This is a genomic window from Enterobacter cloacae complex sp. IR5441, from assembly GCF_049238215.1.
GTDB lineage: Bacteria > Pseudomonadota > Gammaproteobacteria > Enterobacterales > Enterobacteriaceae > Enterobacter > Enterobacter hormaechei_C.
Map to the genome: position 1 here is coordinate 59046 of NZ_JBMKIA010000008.1, position 18919 is coordinate 77964.

The 18919-nt window shown below is 56.8% G+C and carries 13 protein-coding genes and 2 tRNA genes; 9 read left to right on the top strand and 6 right to left on the bottom strand.

Features of this window, described 5'->3' with window-relative positions:
- Positions 1-63 precede the first annotated feature (63 nt).
- Positions 64-4026, bottom strand: coding sequence for a trifunctional transcriptional regulator/proline dehydrogenase/L-glutamate gamma-semialdehyde dehydrogenase (gene putA / locus ACOTX5_RS11230; RefSeq protein ID WP_032670923.1), 3963 nt, complete (start codon positions 4024-4026; stop codon positions 64-66).
- A gap of 422 nt (positions 4027-4448) precedes the next feature.
- Here putA and putP point away from each other — a divergent pair, with 422 nt between their 5' ends.
- Together putP and ACOTX5_RS11240 are read left to right on the top strand one after the other, a co-directional pair.
- The gene (gene putP / locus ACOTX5_RS11235; RefSeq protein ID WP_017384768.1) at positions 4449-5957 is read left to right on the top strand and encodes a sodium/proline symporter PutP; all 1509 of its coding nucleotides are present in this window, start codon (positions 4449-4451) and stop codon (positions 5955-5957) included.
- A 72-nt stretch (positions 5958-6029) separates the two neighbouring features.
- Positions 6030-6449 carry a DUF3574 domain-containing protein gene (locus ACOTX5_RS11240; protein WP_033487255.1) on the top strand — a complete coding sequence of 140 codons (420 nt, stop codon included), beginning with the start codon at positions 6030-6032 and terminating at the stop codon, positions 6447-6449.
- Positions 6450-6521: 72 nt separating this feature from the next.
- On the opposite strand, the gene ACOTX5_RS11245 is transcribed toward ACOTX5_RS11240, so the two are convergent.
- Complete coding sequence (locus ACOTX5_RS11245) at positions 6522-7706, bottom strand: NupC/NupG family nucleoside CNT transporter (protein WP_017384766.1); 1185 nt, start codon at positions 7704-7706, stop codon at positions 6522-6524.
- A gap of 251 nt (positions 7707-7957) precedes the next feature.
- Between ACOTX5_RS11245 and efeU the strand changes: the two genes are divergently transcribed.
- The 5 genes from efeU to ACOTX5_RS11270 all read left to right on the top strand — a co-directional run bounded on the left by efeU (position 7958) and on the right by ACOTX5_RS11270 (position 14462).
- Positions 7958-8791 (top strand): iron uptake transporter permease EfeU, encoded by an 834-nt coding sequence (gene efeU / locus ACOTX5_RS11250; protein ID WP_017384765.1) that lies wholly within the window; start codon positions 7958-7960, stop codon positions 8789-8791.
- A gap of 40 nt (positions 8792-8831) precedes the next feature.
- Positions 8832-9959 carry an iron uptake system protein EfeO gene (efeO, locus tag ACOTX5_RS11255; RefSeq protein WP_023303411.1) on the top strand — a complete coding sequence of 376 codons (1128 nt, stop codon included), beginning with the start codon at positions 8832-8834 and terminating at the stop codon, positions 9957-9959.
- A gap of 3 nt (positions 9960-9962) precedes the next feature.
- Complete coding sequence (gene efeB, locus ACOTX5_RS11260; RefSeq protein WP_045911603.1) at positions 9963-11246, top strand: iron uptake transporter deferrochelatase/peroxidase subunit; 1284 nt, start codon at positions 9963-9965, stop codon at positions 11244-11246.
- A gap of 500 nt (positions 11247-11746) precedes the next feature.
- Entirely contained in the window at positions 11747-12538 is a 792-nt protein-coding gene (gene phoH, locus ACOTX5_RS11265) for a phosphate starvation-inducible protein PhoH (RefSeq protein WP_017384762.1), read from the top strand.
- Positions 12539-12956: 418 nt separating this feature from the next.
- Entirely contained in the window at positions 12957-14462 is a 1506-nt protein-coding gene (locus ACOTX5_RS11270; protein ID WP_017384761.1) for an alanine/glycine:cation symporter family protein, read from the top strand.
- Between the two features lie 245 nt (positions 14463-14707).
- Here the strand turns inward: ACOTX5_RS11270 and ACOTX5_RS11275 are convergent.
- From ACOTX5_RS11275 to ACOTX5_RS11285, 3 genes are all read right to left on the bottom strand, one after another.
- Positions 14708-14795: transfer RNA gene (locus ACOTX5_RS11275), tRNA-Ser, on the bottom strand.
- Positions 14796-14932: 137 nt separating this feature from the next.
- Positions 14933-15610, bottom strand: coding sequence for an isochorismatase family protein (locus ACOTX5_RS11280; protein ID WP_003858068.1), 678 nt, complete (start codon positions 15608-15610; stop codon positions 14933-14935).
- 19 nt (positions 15611-15629) lie between these two features.
- Positions 15630-16490, bottom strand: a complete 861-nt coding sequence (locus ACOTX5_RS11285) for a pirin family protein (protein ID WP_015570855.1) — start codon at positions 16488-16490, stop codon at positions 15630-15632.
- Between the two features lie 109 nt (positions 16491-16599).
- Between ACOTX5_RS11285 and ACOTX5_RS11290 the strand changes: the two genes are divergently transcribed.
- Positions 16600-17505 carry a LysR family transcriptional regulator gene (locus ACOTX5_RS11290; protein WP_017384759.1) on the top strand — a complete coding sequence of 302 codons (906 nt, stop codon included), beginning with the start codon at positions 16600-16602 and terminating at the stop codon, positions 17503-17505.
- Positions 17506-17636: 131 nt separating this feature from the next.
- Here the strand turns inward: ACOTX5_RS11290 and ACOTX5_RS11295 are convergent.
- Positions 17637-17724 (bottom strand) — tRNA-Ser (locus tag ACOTX5_RS11295).
- A gap of 229 nt (positions 17725-17953) precedes the next feature.
- Between ACOTX5_RS11295 and ghrA the strand changes: the two genes are divergently transcribed.
- Positions 17954-18892, top strand: coding sequence for a glyoxylate/hydroxypyruvate reductase GhrA (ghrA, locus tag ACOTX5_RS11300; protein ID WP_017384758.1), 939 nt, complete (start codon positions 17954-17956; stop codon positions 18890-18892).
- Positions 18893-18919: the final 27 nt, after the last annotated feature.

Sequence of the window (18919 nt, forward strand, 5' to 3'; positions counted from 1 at the left end):
TATCCGGCCTGGGCTATTTTGTAGCCCCGGTAAGCGTAGCGTCACCGGGGAGAGTTTACACGATTAACCGATTGTCATCAGGCTGGCGTTACCGCCCGCCGCCGCGGTGTTAACGCTGAGCGAACGCTCAACGTACAGGCGCTCCAGCAGCAGGTTGGTCTCCCCGCGGGCGAAGCCCTGCACCGAGACAATCGCGCCGCTGCGGGCCGCCACCTGCTCGCACAGTTCGCGCAGCTGGTCGGAATCACCGTGGTAGATCACCGCGTCAAACGGCTGGGTCAGCAGGGCATCGGCCTTCGCAAAGCGAATGCGGGCCGAGACCGCTTTTGGCAACTGTTTGGCGAGGTCGCGATGCAGGGCATCTTCCGGCCACAGCACCTCACAGCCCGTTGCCGTTGCGGCTGCCAGCTGCACCAGTGCATCCTCCTCGTTATCCGCCACGCACAGCACACGCTCGCGCGGCATCAGCGTCCAGGTGTTGCGCTCACCGGTTGGACCCGGCAGCAGACGCTGTGTTCCCGCCTGCGCCAGCTCGCCGTACTGCTGTGCAATCGCATGCAGCTCGGGACGATTTTCAGCCCACTTAATCAGCGCGTCCAGCGGCTGGGTCAGCACGGCTTTCACCTGCGCATCTACCGGATATTCCGCGTCCTGACGCGCCAGCGTCACGCCCAGCGCATTTTCCGGACGGTTTGCCAGCAGGCGGTACAGATAGAGCGGACCGCCCGCTTTCGGGCCGGTGCCGGAGAGACCTTCACCGCCGAACGGCTGCACGCCCACGACCGCGCCAACCATGTTGCGGTTGACGTACAGGTTGCCGACTTTAGCATTGCCGGTCACCTGGGCAATGGTTTCGTCGATACGGGTATGCACGCCAAGCGTCAGGCCGTAACCCGAGGCGTTGATCTGATCGATCAGCTCGTTGAGGTTGTTACGGTTGTAGCGCACCACGTGCAGTACCGGACCGAAGACCTCTTTTTTCAGCTCGTCGAAGCTTGCCAGCTCAATCAGCGTTGGCGGCACGAAGGTGCCTGTCTGCCACTCGCGGGCATCTTCGCTGTTCTCGCGCACCGCCTGGAACACCGGACGGCCTTTGGCACGCATGGTCTGAATGTGATTTTCAATGTTGGCTTTGGCTTCCGCGTCGATGACCGGCCCGATGTCGGTGGTGAGACGGCCCGGGTTGCCCATGCGGCATTCCGCCATCGCACCGCGCAGCATCTTCAGCGTGTGGTCAGCCACGTCATCCTGTAAGCACAGTACGCGCAGGGCGGAACAGCGTTGGCCCGCGCTGTCGAAGGCAGATGCCAGCACGTCAACGACGACCTGCTCGGTGAGCGCGGAGGAGTCCACGATCATGGCGTTCATGCCGCCGGTTTCAGCGATCAGCGGGGTAGGACGGCCCTGCGCATCCAGACGGGTGGCGATGTTGCGTTGCAGCAGGGAGGCCACTTCGGTCGAACCGGTAAACATCACGCCGCGCACGCGGTTATCGGAGGTCAGTTTGGCCCCGACCGTTTCACCGCGCCCTGGCAGGAGCTGCACCACGCCCGCCGGTACGCCCGCTTCCAGCAGAATGTTAATGCCCTGGGCGGCAATCAGCGGGGTCTGCTCTGCCGGTTTTGCCAGCACGCTGTTGCCTGCGGCCAGCGCCGCGGCAATCTGGCCGGTGAAGATCGCCAGCGGGAAGTTCCACGGGCTGATACACACCACCGGGCCGAGCGGACGGTGGGTTTCGTTGTCGAAATCATCGCGCACCTGACCGGCGTAGTAGTGCAGGAAGTCGACCGCCTCGCGCACTTCGGCGATGGCGTTGCTGAAGGTTTTACCCGCTTCACGCACCAGAATGCCGATAAGCTGCTGCATCTGATCTTCCATCAGCACCGCCGCGCGTTCCAGAATGGCGGCACGCTCCTGCGGCGGGGTGGCAAACCAGATTGGCGCGTTGTTCACCGCGCTCTCCAGGGCCTGCTCCACTTCCGTTTCCGTGGCTTCGCGCACGTAGCCGACGATATCCTTCGGCTCTGCCGGGTTGATCACCGGCTGCATTTCACCGTCCTCAACGGACTGCTCAAGGATCGGCCTGGCCTGCCACTTCTGCAATGCGCTGTTTAGCAGGGCAGAAGAGAGCGACGCCAGACGGTGTTCGTTGGCGAGATCCAGACCCGCCGAGTTGACGCGACCTGCACCATACAGCTCGCGCGGCAGGGCAATCTTCGGATGCGGCAGACCAATCTGGCCTTCCTGCGCCGCCATCTTCTCAACGGCCTGTACCGGATCGGCCACCAGTTCGTCCAGCGGCAGGGTGGTATCGGCGATGCGGTTAACGAAGGAGGTGTTCGCCCCGTTCTCCAGCAGACGACGCACCAGGTAGGCCAGCAGGGTTTCGTGGGTACCTACCGGGGCATAGATTCGGCACGGACGGTTCAGCTTGCCGTCGGCCACTTTACCGGTCACTTGCTCGTACAGCGGTTCACCCATGCCGTGCAGGCACTGGAACTCGTACTGGCCCGGATAGTAGTTCTGACCCGCGAGGCTGTAGATCGCCGCCAGGGTGTGGGCGTTGTGGGTGGCGAACTGAGGATAAATCAGGTTCGGCACGCCGAGCAGTTTTTTCGCGCAGGCGAGGTAAGAGACGTCGGTATAGACCTTGCGGGTATAGACCGGATAACCTTCCAGACCTTCCATCTGGGCGCGTTTGATTTCGCTGTCCCAGTAGGCGCCCTTCACCAGACGGATCATCAGGCGGCGACGGCTGCGGCTGGCCAGATCAATCAGGTAGTCAATGACGAACGGACAGCGTTTCTGGTAGGCCTGGATAACGAAACCAATTCCGTTCCAGCCCGCCAGCTCCGGCTCGAAGCACAGTTTTTCCAGCAGGTCGAGGGAGATCTCCAGACGGTCCGCCTCTTCGGCGTCGATGTTGATGCCGATGTCATACTGGCGCGCCAGCAGGGTCAGGGACTTCAGGCGCGGGTAGAGTTCTTCCATCACCCGGTCGTACTGCGCACGGCTGTAGCGCGGGTGCAGGGCGGAAAGCTTGATAGAGATGCCCGGACCTTCATAAATACCGCGACCGTTGGACGCTTTACCGATGGCGTGGATCGCCTGCTGGTAAGAGACCATGTAGGCCTGCGCGTCGGCGGCGGTCAGCGCCGCTTCACCCAGCATGTCGTAGGAGTAGCGGAAGCCTTTGTCTTCCAGCTTGCGGGCGTTCGCCAGCGCTTCGGCAATGGTTTCCCCGGTGACGAACTGCTCGCCCATCAGGCGCATCGCCATGTCCACGCCCTTGCGGATCAGCGGCTCGCCGCTCTTGCCGATGATGCGGTTCAGGGAGCGCGACAGGTTGGCTTCGTTATGGGTGGAGACCAGCTTGCCGGTAAACAGCAGGCCCCAGGTGGCGGCGTTAACGAACAGGGACGGACTGCGGCCAATGTGGGAGTGCCAGTTGCCGTTGCTGATTTTGTCGCGGATCAGGGCATCGCGGGTGGCTTTATCCGGAATACGCAGCAGCGCTTCCGCCAGACACATCAGCGCCACGCCTTCCTGCGAGGAGAGGGAGAACTCCTGCAACAGACCCTGCACCATACCGGCGCGTCCGCTGGCGGTTTTCTGGTTACGCAGCTTGTCGGCGAGCTGATACGCCAGGCTGTGCGCCTGGGCGGCAACGGCTTCCGGCAGGCGCGCCTGCTCCAGCAGCATCGGCACGGCGTCGGTTTCGGCGCGGCGGTAAGCGCCGGTAATGGCGGCGCGGCTGACGGACTGCGGCAGGATCTGCTCGGCAAATTCCAGGAACGGCTGGTGGTTCTCTTCAACGGCCGTCGCGGCCTCTTCGCTTTCGTTCGCTGCACCCGCCAGCAGGGCAGGCAGCTCCGGCAGACCTTCTTCACTCTCCAGTCTTTCCAGATAGTTAAAAATCGCCTGCTTGATTAACCAGTGCGGTGTGCGGTCGATGCGGGTCGCAGCGGTTTTAATCCGTTCGCGGGTAGCGTCATCCAGCTTAACCCCCATGGTGGTCATCCCCATGCCAAAACTCCTGTTGTTCTGTAATAGCGTTCTGTTGATAGCGTGAAATATCCACCATGTTGCAACTTTGTGCAACCGTGTTAAATGTGACCTGGTCTGCAAGCTGGAAAATGAATGGATTGTTAACGATTAGTTAGCTGTGAAAAAGAACGTGCGGCGGTTTCTGAGCCTAGTTTTTATGCGGTGCTTAACACTTTTTAAAGGTGCAACCCGTAAAAGCGTGAGCGAGTGCAACCTATAGGAAAGACGTATAAAACCAGGGATGAAATTCATGTAAATGCAGTGTTAAATCGTTTGTCAGTGGGATGCGTATACGGCAGGATAGCGCGCCCAACGGAAACACATACACACATCACTACGTTCCGGTGATGACATAACAAGGCAACCCGGACGGTTGTCGCTCGACATTTTGGAGAATTTGAATGGCTATTAGCACACCGATGCTGGTGACATTTCTCGTTTATATTTTTGGCATGATCCTGATAGGGTTTTTGGCATGGCGTTCCACTAAAAACTTTGACGACTACATCCTCGGCGGGCGCAGCTTAGGCCCGATGGTCACCGCACTCTCTGCGGGCGCTTCCGACATGAGCGGCTGGCTGCTGATGGGGCTGCCGGGCGCGATTTTCATCTCCGGTATCTCCGAAAGCTGGATCGCCATCGGTCTGACCGTCGGCGCGTGGATCAACTGGAAGCTGGTGGCAGGCCGTCTGCGCGTGCACACCGAAGCCAACAACAACGCCCTGACGCTGCCGGACTACTTCACCGGACGCTTTGAAGATAACAGCCGTATCCTGCGCATTATCTCCGCGGTGGTGATCCTGCTGTTCTTCACCATCTACTGTGCCTCCGGCATCGTGGCGGGCGCGCGCCTGTTCGAAAGCACCTTCGGCATGAGCTATGAAACCGCCCTGTGGGCCGGCGCCGCAGCAACCATCCTCTATACCTTCGTGGGCGGATTCCTGGCGGTAAGCTGGACCGATACCGTGCAGGCGAGCCTGATGATCTTCGCCCTGATCCTGACTCCGGTGATTGTCATTTTCACCGTCGGCGGCTTTGGCGAATCGCTGGAAGTGATCAAGCAGAAGAGCATCGAAAACGTCGATATGCTGAAAGGGCTGAACTTCGTCGCCATTGTCTCTCTGATGGGCTGGGGCCTGGGCTACTTCGGCCAGCCGCACATTCTGGCGCGCTTCATGGCGGCGGATTCTCACCACACCATCGTTCACGCGCGTCGTATCAGCATGACGTGGATGATCCTGTGTCTGGCGGGGGCGTGTGCGGTCGGCTTCTTCGGTATCGCGTACTTCAACAACAACCCGGCGCAGGCGGGCGCGGTGAACCAGAACGCCGAGCGCGTGTTCATCGAGCTGGCGCAGATCCTGTTCAACCCGTGGATTGCCGGTATTCTGCTCTCCGCGATCCTCGCGGCGGTGATGTCCACCCTGAGCTGTCAGCTGCTGGTGTGCTCCAGCGCCATCACCGAAGACCTCTACAAAGCGTTCCTGCGTAAGGGCGCGAGCCAGAAAGAGCTGGTGTGGGTAGGGCGCTTTATGGTGCTGGTGGTTGCGCTGGTGGCGATTGCGCTGGCGGCAAACCCGGAAAACCGCGTCCTGGGGCTGGTGAGCTACGCCTGGGCGGGCTTCGGTGCGGCATTTGGTCCGGTGGTGCTGTTCTCTGTACTGTGGTCACGCATGACCCGCAACGGCGCGCTGGCGGGGATGATTATCGGTGCGGTAACCGTTATCGTCTGGAAACAGTTCGCGTGGCTGGGCCTGTACGAAATCATTCCGGGCTTCATCTTCGGCAGCCTCGGTATCGTGGTGTTTAGCCTGCTGGGTAAAGCGCCGTCTGCGTCTATGCAGAAACGCTTTGCGGAGGCGGACGCGCACTATCACTCAGCGCCGCCGTCTAAGCTCCAGGCTGAGTAATTTTCCCCTCACCCTAACCCTCTCCCCGGTGGGGAGAGGGGATAGTCCTTTCATCTATGTGAGTCTTCATCAATGAGAATTAAAACAGGGTTAATGGTGGCAGCATTCGTGATGCTGGCGGGCTGTAGCGCACCCGCACAGCACGCGGCGGTGGAAACCTGCAAAGCAGAAAATCAGATGCAGCAGACCACGCTTTATTTCGGCTTAAACCGTCCTGCCGGGGCGCAAATCACAGGCAACGAATGGCAGCAGTTTGTCGACCAGGACGTGACGCCACGCTTTCGCGATGGTTTAACGGTATTTGATGCGCGCGGTCAGTGGCTGGGGAATGATGGAAAAGTGGCGCGCGAGCCGAGCAAGGCATTGATGCTGATCCACGCTAAAGACGCGCAGAGTGAGAAGAATATCGAAGCGTTGCGCGGGATCTATAAGTCACGCTTCGCGCAGGAGTCGGTGATGCGGGTCGACCAGCCGGTGTGCGTGCAGTTTTAATGAAAACGGCGGGATAACCCGCCGTTGTTGTATCGTAGGCCCGTGCAAGCGAAGCGCCGCCGGGCACAAAACTTACAGCACCAACCCCGCAAAGCTCGCCGACAGCAGGCTTACCAGCGTTGCCCCGTATACCAGGCGTAAACCAAACCGCGACACCACGTTACCCTGTTGCTCATTCAGACCTTTTATTGCCCCCGCCACAATGCCAATGGAAGCGAAGTTAGCGAACGATACCAGGAACACGGACAAAATCCCCAGCCCGCGCGGTGACATTTGATGGGCTATTTTTTGCAGCTCGATCATCGCCACAAATTCATTCGCCACCAGTTTAGTTGCCATAATGCTCCCCGCGCTTAAGGCATCGCTCAGCGGAATACCAATAAGCCACGCCAGCGGATAAAACACATAACCCAGAATCTGCTGGAAGCTCATGCCAAATATGCCGGAGAAGAGGGCGTTAATGGCGCTAATAAGGGCGATAAAGCCAATCAGCATCGCCAGAATAATCATCGCCACCTTAAAACCGGCCAGAATATACTCGCCCAGCATTTCAAAGAAGCTCTGGGATTCGTGCAGTTTTTCCAGCCTGATATCCGGCTCCGCTTCCGGGCGGGCCGGGTTAATGACCGAAAGAATAATAAAGGTGCTGAACATGTTCAGGATCAGCGCCGCGACGACAAACCTGGCGTCGAGCATAGTCATATAGGCCCCGACAATCGACAGCGAAACCGTCGACATGGCCGTGGCAGCCATCGTAAACAGACGACGCGAGGAGAGATCGCCCAGCACGCCTTTGTAGGCAATGAAGTTTTCCGACTGACCGAGGATCAGCGAACTCACCGCGTTAAAGGATTCCAGCTTGCCCATGCCGTTCAGTTTTGACAGCAGCGTCCCGATCACCCGAATAAAGATCGGCAGAATACGCCAGTGCTGAAGAATACCAATCAGCGCCGAGATAAAAATAATGGGGCAGAGCACGCCAAGGAAAATGAACGCCAGCCCTTTTTCACCCATCCCGCCAAAGACAAAATTCGTCCCTTCGGCAGCGAATTTAAGCAGCGACTCAAAGAAACCGGAAACGTATTTAATAATAAACAGGCCGCTTTCTGCGTGGAGGAAAAAGAACGCCAGCGCGATTTCGATCACGATCAGCTGTAAAACGAAACGAATACGAATTTTTCGGCGGTCGAAACTCACCAGCCAGGCGAGCGCAAGAATAATCACCAGCGCCAGCAGGAAATGGACAATTTTAAACATGGCTTATTTTCAGTTGGTTTTCGAGGCGGACATTTAGCCACAGCCCCGGTTAACCGTAAATGGGCATTTTCGTTATACCTTATAAACGTAACGGTTACTCAGGCAATTATTACTCCGCAATGCGTTTACATCTGGTCATCAAAACGCAACACATTTCGCTTGTTTTTCTTGTTGCCGTAATGATAATCACTATCACAAGAATTTACTTTTCTTTGCATCAGTTGACCGCGATAAACATTTAAGGTGTCGGCATGTTTGTTCCTTTTCTCATTATGTTACGTGAAGGCCTTGAAGCGGCCCTGATTGTTAGCCTTATCGCCAGTTATCTGAAGCGTACCCAGCGCGGACGCTGGATTGGCGTCATGTGGGTTGGGGTTTTCCTTGCTGCGGCGCTCTGCCTGGGCCTCGGTATCCTCATCAACGAAACCACCGGGGAGTTCCCGCAGAAAGAGCAGGAGCTGTTTGAAGGGATCGTCGCCGTGATTGCGGTGGTGATCCTCACCTGGATGGTGTTCTGGATGCGCAAGGTCTCCCGTAACGTGAAGGTACAGCTTGAGCAGGCGGTGGATAACGCCCTGCAAAAAGGCAACCACCACGGCTGGGCGCTGATCATGATGGTCTTTTTCGCCGTGGCGCGTGAAGGCCTGGAGTCTGTGTTCTTCCTGCTCGCGGCTTTTCAGCAGGACGTGGGCATCTGGCCGCCGCTGGGCGCGGTGCTCGGGCTGGCCACGGCGGTTGTGCTTGGCTTCCTGCTCTACTGGGGCGGCATTCGTCTTAACCTGGGCGCGTTCTTCAAGTGGACCAGCCTGTTTATTCTGCTGGTGGCCGCAGGGCTGGCGGCAGGGGCGATCCGCGCCTTCCACGAAGCGGGTCTGTGGAACCACTTCCAGGACGTGGCGTTCGATCTCAGCAACGTCCTGTCGACCCATTCACTGACCGGTACCCTGCTCGAAGGGATCTTCGGCTACCAGGAAACGCCGAGCGTCAGCGAAGTGGCGATGTACTTTATCTATCTGGTTCCGGCGCTGATCCTGTTCGCTATGCCGCCGCGTACCGGCTCGCAGACGTCGCGGGTAGCGCCGTAAGTGCTGTTTTAGTTACAACATACTTTTAAAGGGAAGAGTCATGGCCATTCAGTTCCGTCGTAGTGCGTTATGCGCAGGCATTGCCGCGCTGTTCGTGTCTGCCTTCACCGCTCAGGCGGCAGATATTCCGCAGGTAAAAGTCACCGTCAACGATAAACAGTGCGAGCCGATGACCATCACGGTTAACAGCGGTAAAACGCAGTTTATTATTCAGAACCACAGCCAGAAGGCGCTGGAGTGGGAAATCCTGAAAGGGGTGATGGTGGTGGAAGAGCGCGAGAATATCGCGCCGGGCTTCAGCCAGAAGATGACCGCAAATCTTCAGCCCGGGGAATATGACATGACCTGCGGCCTGCTGACTAACCCGAAAGGTAAGCTGATCGTCAAAGGCGCAGCGACGGCGGACGCGGCCAAAGGCACGGCGCTGCTGAGCCTCGGCGACGCCATTACCGCCTATAAAGCCTACGTCACCAAAGAGACAGCGGACCTGGTGGCAGGCACCAAAGCCTTTACCGACGCGGTGAAAGCAGGCGACATCGAAAAAGCGAAATCCCTGTATGCGCCTACCCGTCAGCACTACGAGCGCATTGAGCCGATTGCCGAACTGTTCTCTGACCTCGATGGCAGCATTGACGCCCGTGAAGACGACTACGAGCAGAAGGCCGCCGATCCGAAATTCACCGGCTTCCACCGTCTGGAAAAAGCCCTGTTTGGCGATAACTCCACCAGTGGGATGGAGAAATACGCCGAGCAGCTCAACAGCGACGTGCTGGAGCTGCAAAAACGCATCAGCGAGCTGGCATTCCCACCGTCGAAAGTGGTGGGTGGCGCAGCGGGCCTGATTGAAGAAGTGGCCGCCAGCAAAATCAGCGGTGAAGAAGATCGTTACAGCCACACCGACCTGTGGGACTTCCAGGCGAACGTCGACGGCGCACAGAAAATTGTCGATCTGCTGCGGCCTCAGCTGCAAAAAGAGAACGGCGAGCTGCTGGCGAAAGTGGATGCCAACTTTAAGAAAGTTGACGCTATCCTGGCGAAATACCGCACCAAAGACGGGTTCGAAACCTACGACAAGCTGACCGATGCTGACCGTAACGCGCTGAAAGGCCCGATAACCACCCTGGCGGAAGATCTCTCCCTGCTGCGTGGCGTACTGGGTCTGGATTAAGCGATGAACAAGCATGACGAATACGACGTGGCGGAACCTTCCCGACGTCGGTTGTTAAAAGGGGTAGGGGCGCTGGGCGGCGCGTTTGCCCTGGCGGGAGGCTGTCCGGTGGCGCATGCGGCAAAACCGCAAAGCGCCCCTGGCACGCTCTCCCCGGATGCGCGTATGGAAACGCAGCCGTTTTATGGTGAGCACCAGGCGGGGATCCTGACGCCGCAGCAGGCCTCGATGATGCTGGTGGCTTTCGATTCGCTGGCGAGTGATAAAGCCGACCTTGAGCGTCTGTTCAGGCTGTTGACCACGCGTATTGCCTTCCTCACCGCCGGCGGTCCCGCACCGGAAACACCGAATCCGCGCCTGCCGCCGATGGATTCCGGCATCCTCGGCGCGTTTATCGCTCCCGATAATCTGACCATCACCGTGTCGGTGGGGGAATCGCTGTTTGATGATCGCTACGGACTGGCGAAGCAGAAGCCGAAAACGCTGCAAAAAATGACGCGATTCCCGAATGATTCTCTCGACGCGGCGCTGTGCCACGGCGATCTGCTGTTGCAGATCTGCGCTAATACCCAGGATACGGTGATCCATGCCCTGCGCGATATTATCAAGCACACCCCGGATCTGCTGAGCGTGCGCTGGAAGCGGGAAGGTTTTATCTCTGACCACGCCGCGCGCAGTAAAGGGAAAGAGACGCCGGTCAACCTGCTGGGCTTCAAAGACGGCACCGCCAACCCGGACAGCAGCAATACCGCGTTGATGAAGAACGTGGTATGGGTGACGGCGGATCAGGGCGAACCGGCCTGGGCGGTCGGAGGCACCTATCAGGCGGTGCGTATCATTCAGTTCCACGTGGAGTTCTGGGACCGCACGCCGCTGAAAGAGCAGCAAACTATCTTCGGTCGCGATAAGCAAACCGGCGCACCGCTCGGCATGAAGCACGAGCACGATGAACCCGACTACGCCCGCGATCCGAACGGGGATGTCATCGCGCTGGACAGCCATATTCGCCTCGCCAATCCTCGCACCAAAGAGACGCAATCCAGCCTGATGATGCGCAGGGGCTACAGCTACTCGCTGGGGGTGACCAACTCCGGTCAGCTTGATATGGGACTGCTGTTTGTCTGCTATCAGCACGATCTGGAGAAGGGATTCCTCACCGTGCAGAAGCGGCTCAACGGCGAAGCGCTGGAGGAATATATTAAGCCCATCGGCGGCGGCTATTTCTTTGCCCTGCCCGGCGCGCGTAACGCGAACGCCTGGCTCGCTCAGGGTCTGATAGAAGCCTGATAATCGTCCCTGCGACAGTTCGCGGGGACATTATTTTTTCGAAGGACTATCTTATTGTTATATTTCTGTAATATTTCTATATAAGACTGATTTTCCATGTAGGGGCAGTCCTAAAAGTTGCATTCAGGTAAAATAAATGTTGCATTTATGATAATTCCTGATGTACTTAAGAGAAGACAGCGGTAGTTCCCGGCAGTGATGCTAACTCACTATGGAGATCGCGAATGGTTGCGTCCTGTACTGGACAAGGTAAACACATCAACCGCAGTACCCGGCGCGGAGGCTCAGACTCCGGCAGCGATTTCTTCACCACCAAATTCTCTCCTTCACCTCAAGAACCTTTTTCTACCGACGTGCATAACGGTGCGCGTAGCCGTTGTATATCGTCATCCGGTAATGCAAGCAATGGCTTACAAGGAAGCCAACCCTCTGATGTTCGTGCGCATAATCGTGCCGATGCTGGCGCGTGTGATGAATACCAACAACTCAAGGTGCTATCCATGGGAAGACAGAAAGCAGTGATCAAAGCTCGTCGTGAAGCAAAACGTGTGCTGAGACGGGATTCACGTAGCCATAAGCAGCGTGAAGAAGAATCGGTCACCTCGCTTGTGCAGATGAGCGGCGTAGAATCCATTGGCATGGCGCGGGACAGCCGCGATGCATCGCCAATTGTGGCGCGGAATGAAGCTCAGGCGCACTACCTGAATGCTATCGAGAGTAAACAGCTCATCTTTGCAACCGGGGAAGCCGGATGCGGGAAAACCTGGATCAGCGCCGCCAAAGCGGCGGAGGCGCTGATTCATAAGGACGTGGAAAGGATCATCGTTACCCGTCCGGTACTGCAAGCGGATGAAGATCTGGGCTTCCTGCCCGGCGATATTTCCGAGAAGTTTGCCCCGTACTTCAGGCCCGTCTATGACGTGCTGGTGAAGCGGTTGGGCGCTTCCTTTATGCAGTACTGCCTGCGACCAGAGATTGGCAAGGTGGAAATCGCGCCGTTCGCCTATATGCGCGGACGTACATTTGAAAATGCGGTCGTTATTCTTGACGAGGCTCAGAATGTGACCGCTGCGCAAATGAAGATGTTTTTAACGCGCCTCGGGGAGAACGTGACGGTTATCGTCAACGGCGATATTACCCAGTGTGACCTGCCGTCGGGCGTGAAGTCCGGCCTGAGCGATGCCATGTCACGTTTTGAGGAAGATGAGATGATAGGGGTGGTCCGCTTCACAAAAGAGGACTGCGTCCGCTCAGCGCTGTGCCAACGAACGCTGGAAGTGTACTCCGACTAAGATCATTTCACATTTTAAGTCATTTCTTCCCGGCGTTATGCCGGGAAGCTTCCTTTATTCCCTCTGCACGCGTGGCTTTTTTAAATCATATTTATTTCCTATAGCATTCAACAGGATTTACGCCCCGTTTTGCGGTAATAATAATATTACTGTTAATTTGCTGCGAACGCTTTTTATACAGGTCACGAAAATGTGATATGTATTTATAATACCCACAAAATATCTATGAATATAATGATCATGCTAATTATTGGTTTAAAATTAAACGTGAATGTTGTCACAGAACATGACTAAGCAGTAAAAATTAAGTTGGTGTCTTTTGGGTAATTATCTATGTTTCGTACTTGTTCAGACAAAATTCTAAAAAGAAACTCGCCAGGGGATCGTTTCCTCTGGAACATCACGCTAAGGGTCATACATGAACGAACTGGTTAGTGCAATTAATGGTGTTATCTGGAGCCCGGCGTTAATATTTTTATGTCTGGGTGTCGGCCTCTATTTCTCGCTGCGTAGTCGCTTTCTGCAATTACGGCATATAAAACTTATGATTACCCTGATGTTTCAGGGGCGTCCTACCGAGGCAGGCGTGTCGTCGTTTCAGGCGCTGACGATGACGCTGGCGGGCCGCGTGGGGACAGGGAATATTGCCGGTGTAGCGACCGCCATTACCTTTGGTGGACCCGGTGCGCTTTTCTGGATGTGGATAGTGGCATTTTTGGGGGCAAGCTCTGCTTTTGTCGAATCCACGTTAGGTCAGGTTTATAAAGAGAAAATTAACGGCGAATATCGTGGTGGTCCTGCCTTTTATATTGAGAAAGGGTTAGGCGTGAAGTGGTACGCATGGTTATTTGCCATCGTAACGATTTTCTCCTGCGGATTATTACTGCCAGGTGTGCAGGCAAACTCTATTGGTGCGAGCCTGGATATTGCCTTTGGTCTGAGCCCAAATGTCACGGCGGCGTTACTTGCTGTGCTGTTGAGTTTTATTATTTTTGGCGGCGTAAAAAGGATTGCCAGCTTTAGCAGCATGGTGGTTCCGTTTATGGCGCTCGGCTATATTATTGTCGCGTGCGTGATTATCGCTATCAATATTGATCAGCTTCCTTCAGTTATATTGCTGATCTGGAAAAGTGCTTTTGGCCTTGAAGCTGGGTTTGGCGCTATTCTGGGCCAGGCCATCATGTGGGGCGTGAAGCGTGGCGTCTATTCCAACGAGGCGGCGCAGGGTACCGGGCCACATGCCTCCTCGGCGGCGGCCGTAAGCCATCCGGTGAAACAGGGGCTGGTTCAGGCGTTCTCCGTGTACATCGACACGCTGTTTGTCTGCTCCGCGACCGGGTTTATGCTGTTGATCACCGGGCTGTATAACGTGCAGGGCGTCGACGGCGCAGCGCTCTATACCGGAATAGCAGGCGTGGCCGCAGGACCGGGATATGTCCAGACGGCAATGGAAAGTATGATGCCGGGCTTCGGTAATTACTTTGTTGCCATCGCGCTGTTCTTCTTTGCCTTCACCACGATCATTGCTTACTACTACATCGCTGAAACGAATATCGCCTACATCAACCGTAAGATTCATCGCCCGTGGCTGACGTTCCTGCTCAAGCTGTGTCTGATGGCTTCGACGGTATATGGCACGGTACGCACCGCGGATCTGGCCTGGGGATTAGGGGATATCGGCGTAGGGCTGATGGCATGGCTCAACATTATTGCCATCGTTCTGTTGCATAAAAAAGCGTTTGCCAGCCTGAAGGATTATGAAATCCAGAATGCACAGGGGTTGGATCCACACTTTGACCCGGTTCGGCTGGGGATTAAAAATGCGGATTACTGGCTGGAGGAGCGTAAGGATGAAGCGGGTTTGAATATTGGCCAGAGACTTGCTCCCGAGGGAAAGCAACCGGCTGGAAAGCTGAATAGCTGAGGAATGGTTGAGACAGGCCCGTGCTTTTGTACGGGCTTTTTTTTGTAGGTGAGGCAGCTCGTGTCGCACCGGGGGGGATTGACTCGCTTCGCTCGCCCTGCGGGCAGCCTGTTCGCTATGCTCTCAGTCTGTCCAACTGGCTGCCGCCAGTTGTCGAACCCCGGTCGGGGGTTCTCATCCCCCCCAAAGGCGTGCAACATGCGAAAAAAAAAGCCCGCATTTTCATGCGAGCTCTTCTTCAAATATGGCGGTGAGGGGGGGATTCGAACCCCCGATACGTTGCCGTATACACACTTTCCAGGCGTGCTCCTTCAGCCACTCGGACACCTCACCATATTGTTTTGCTGCCTGACCGCTTGGGGGGCAACGGGGCGCTACTATAGGGAGTTGCGCTAAAACGGTCAAGCAGATTTTCAGCATTCGTGCTTGTTCGGTTAAGCCTTAATCAGCTTATGTCGCAGCGCGCAGGATTAACGCTGCGAATCGAGCACTTCGCTATTTTTCACCACGTCCTGCGCTTTGCTGTAGCTTTCGATCAGCAGCTGGTAGGCCGGGAAGATGTGTGTGTACACCTCAGCCCATTCACCCGCATCTTCACGGTTCCACGTGCGCTGAATTTCGGAAGCAACAGCAGCCGTGTCCATCGGCACCACGCCTGCCTGCACCACGCGCGCCAGGGTGATCTCCTGCGCCATTTTGCTGTAGGTGCCGGAGGCATCAATCACCGCAAACACTTTATATCCGTCCGCCACCGCGCTGATGGACGGGAAGGCCATGCAGACGCTGGTGATCGTCCCCGCGATAATCAGCGTTTTGCGCCCGGTGGCTTTCACCGCCGCCACGAACTCCGGGTTATCCCAGGCGTTGATCTCACCCTTGCGTGCCACATACTGTGCGTGCGGCGCGTTGGCGTGGATCTCCGGGATAAGCGGGCCGTTCGGTCCCTGTGGAACCGACGCCGTGGTGATCACCGGGATCTTCGCCAGCGAGGCGATTTTTGCCAGCGCTGCTGCACGGGCGCGCAGCTCAGGCATTGGCATGTCTCCTACGGTCTGGAACAGCCCGCTCTGGTGATCGATAAGCAGCATAACGGCATCGTTTACGTCAATAACGGGACGTGCACCGTTGAAGTTTGCAGGGGTAGACATAATGCGCTCCTTATTACGTTTAGATTTGGCCAAAGCGGCCGGAGTTGAAATCGCGAATAGCCTCGGCAATTTCGGTTTTACTGTTCATCACAAACGGGCCATAGCCCACGATGGGTTCATTCAGCGGCTCCCCGGCCATCAGCAGCACTTTGGCATCGCTGCTGGCTTCGAGATGCAGTTTGTCACCGCTCTGACTCAGCACGACCAGTTGCGCCTCACCGGCAGGCGTGGTGCCGTTCACCGTCACGCTGCCTTCAACGACAACCAGCGCCGTGCTCCAGCCTTCGGGCTGATTGAGCGTCAGATGGCTACCCTGGCGCAGCGCGAGATCCCACACGTTCAGCGGTGAGAAGGTATGCGCCGGGCCGGTTACCTCTCCAAAACGGCCAGCAATCACGCGCAATGTTCCGCTGTTATCCGGCAGGGTGACCACCGGGATATCCGACTGAGTGATGCTCTGGTAGCCAGGCGTCGCCATTTTGTCTTTAGCGGGCAGGTTGACCCACAGCTGCATCATTTTCAGTTCACCGCCTTTCTGCGAAAACGCGCTGGAGTGGAACTCCTCGTGCAAAATGCCTGCGCCTGCCGTCATCCACTGCACATCGCCTGGGCCAATAACGCCGCCTCTGCCAGTGGAATCACGGTGCTCCACTTCGCCTGAGTAGACGATGGTCACCGTTTCAAAACCGCGATGAGGATGCTCGCCCACGCCGCGTTTCGCGCCGTCCGCCGGGAAGGTATGCGGTCCGGCGTAGTCCAGCAGCAGGAACGGGCTCAGGGGCTCGCCGTGCGTCTGGTAAGAAAACATCGAACGAACCGGAAAACCGTCACCGACCCAGTGCGGACGAGGTGCGGTATACACGCCTGTTACGTTTTTCATGATTAACTCCTGATGTCCTGTTGATGGAATTAGCTTATATTCAGGGCTAATATCCCGGTAGATAGCAAAAATGACATTCACTGTTCCTTAAATGGAACAATGGAGGCGTATGCAGGATCTCAATGATTTCGTATGGTTTGTGAAGGTGGTGGAGCATGGCGGCTTTGCGGCGGCGGGGCGGGCGCTCGATCAGCCTAAGTCGAAACTGAGCCGTCGGATTGCGCAGCTGGAAGAACGCCTGGGCGTTCGGTTGATACAACGTACCACGCGGCAGTTTGCGGTGACGGAGGTGGGGCAGACATTCTATCAGCACTGTAAAGCCATGCTGGTGGAAGCTGAAGCTGCGGAGGAGGCGGTGGCTGCTTTACAGGCTGAGCCGCGCGGTATGGTCCGGATCACCTGTCCTGTCACCTTGCTGCACGTTCACGTGGGGCCCATGCTGGCACGGTTTATGGCGCGCTATCCAGGGATCAACCTCCAGCTTGAAGCCACCAACCGCCGGGTCGATCTGGTGGCGGAGGGGGTGGATGTGGCGATCCGCGTTCGTCCGCGCCCGTTTGATGACAGCGATCTGGTATTAAGGGTGCTGGCGGACAGGGGGCACTGTCTGGTTGCCGGGCCGGCACTGATTGAACGGATGGGCAACCCGGCGATGCCCTCTGAACTCAGCGAGTGGCCGGGGTTAAGTATGGGGGCGGGCAAGCACCTGCATAAGTGGGAATTGAGCGGGCCGGAGGGCGCAAAGGCAGAAATTCACTTCACGCCGCGCCTGGTGACTACCGACATGCTGGCGCTGCGGGAGGCGGCGATGGCGGGCGTGGGCGTGGTACAGCTGCCCATTTTGATGGTGAAGGATCAGCTGGCTTCAGGTGAACTTGTTCGGGTGCTGAATGCCTGGGAACCCAGACGGGAAGTGATCCACGCGGTGTATCCATCCCGGCGCGGCCTGCTGCCATCGGTCAGGACGCTGGTGGATTTTCTGACTGAAGAGTATGCAAAGATGGTTGAGGACTAGCTTTTTGTAGGTCGGGTAAGCGTAGCGCCACCCGACACAATTACCGCAGAGGCTGCAAAGTTCGAATCCCCCACAGGCGTGCAACATGCGAAAAAAAAGCCCGCATTTTCATGCAAGCTCTTCTTGAAATATGGCGGTGAGGGGGGGATTCGAACCCCCGATACGTTGCCGTATACACACTTTCCAGGCGTGCTCCTTCAGCCACTCGGACACCTCACCATATTGTCATCCCGTTGTTGTCGGGACGGGCGCTAATGTAAGGAAAAGCCGTACTGCCGTCAACCCACTTTTTCAGTAATTTAGCGTGTTTAGACAAACTTCAGGCAACCTGATTCCGAAATGTGCGAAATGCGCCTCTTTTATCAGCAACGCGGTTTAGCGATAAATTTGTTATGCTGGCAAGCCAGTTGAAAATGAAAATAAAACAGCGCAATAAAAGGCAATGACTATGGATATTATCTTCTATCACCCCACTTTTGATACGGCTTACTGGATTAACGCGCTCACGGCGGCACTGCCCGGCGCACGCGTTCGCGAATGGAAACAGGGCGATAATGAACATGCCGACTACGCGCTGGTCTGGCATCCCCCGGTCGAAATGCTTCAGGGACGCCGTTTGAAGGCGGTGTTTGCTCTTGGTGCGGGTGTGGATTCCATTCTCAGTAAGCTGAAGGCACACCCTGAAATGCTGCCGGAGGATATTCCCCTGTTTCGTCTGGAAGATACCGGTATGGGGCAGCAGATGCAGGAATATGCCGTGAGCCAGGTGCTGCACTGGTTCCGCCGCTTCGACGATTATCAGGCGTTTAAACAGCAATCCCACTGGGAACCGCTTCCGGATTATCAGCATGAAGATTTCACCATCGGCATCCTCGGCGCGGGTGTACTGGGTTCGAAAGTCGCCGAAGCGCTCGCGCCGTGGGGCTTCCCACTGCGCTGCTGGAGCCGGAGCCGTAAGGATTATCCAGGCGTCGAGAGCTTTGCCGGAACGGACGAACTCCCGGCGTTCCTGAAAGGGACTCGCGTCCTCATTAACCTGCTGCCGAATACGGCGGAAACGGTCGGCATTATCAATGGCACGCTCCTCAACCAGTTGGCAGAAGACAGCTACTTAATGAACCTGGCGCGCGGGGTACACGTTGTGGAAGACGATCTGCTGAAAGCGCTGGATAGCGGTAAACTGAAAGGCGCAATGCTGGATGTCTATAGCCGCGAACCGCTGCCGACAGACAGCCCGCTCTGGGCACATCCGCGCGTGGCGATGACGCCTCATATTGCGGCCGTGACGCGACCGGCGGAGGCCGTGGCGTACATCTCGCATACCATCAGCGAAATAGAGAAGGGCAACGCGGTGACCGGACAGGTCGACAGACAGCGAGGCTACTGAGAGAAACCCGGCGTTCGCCGGGTTTTT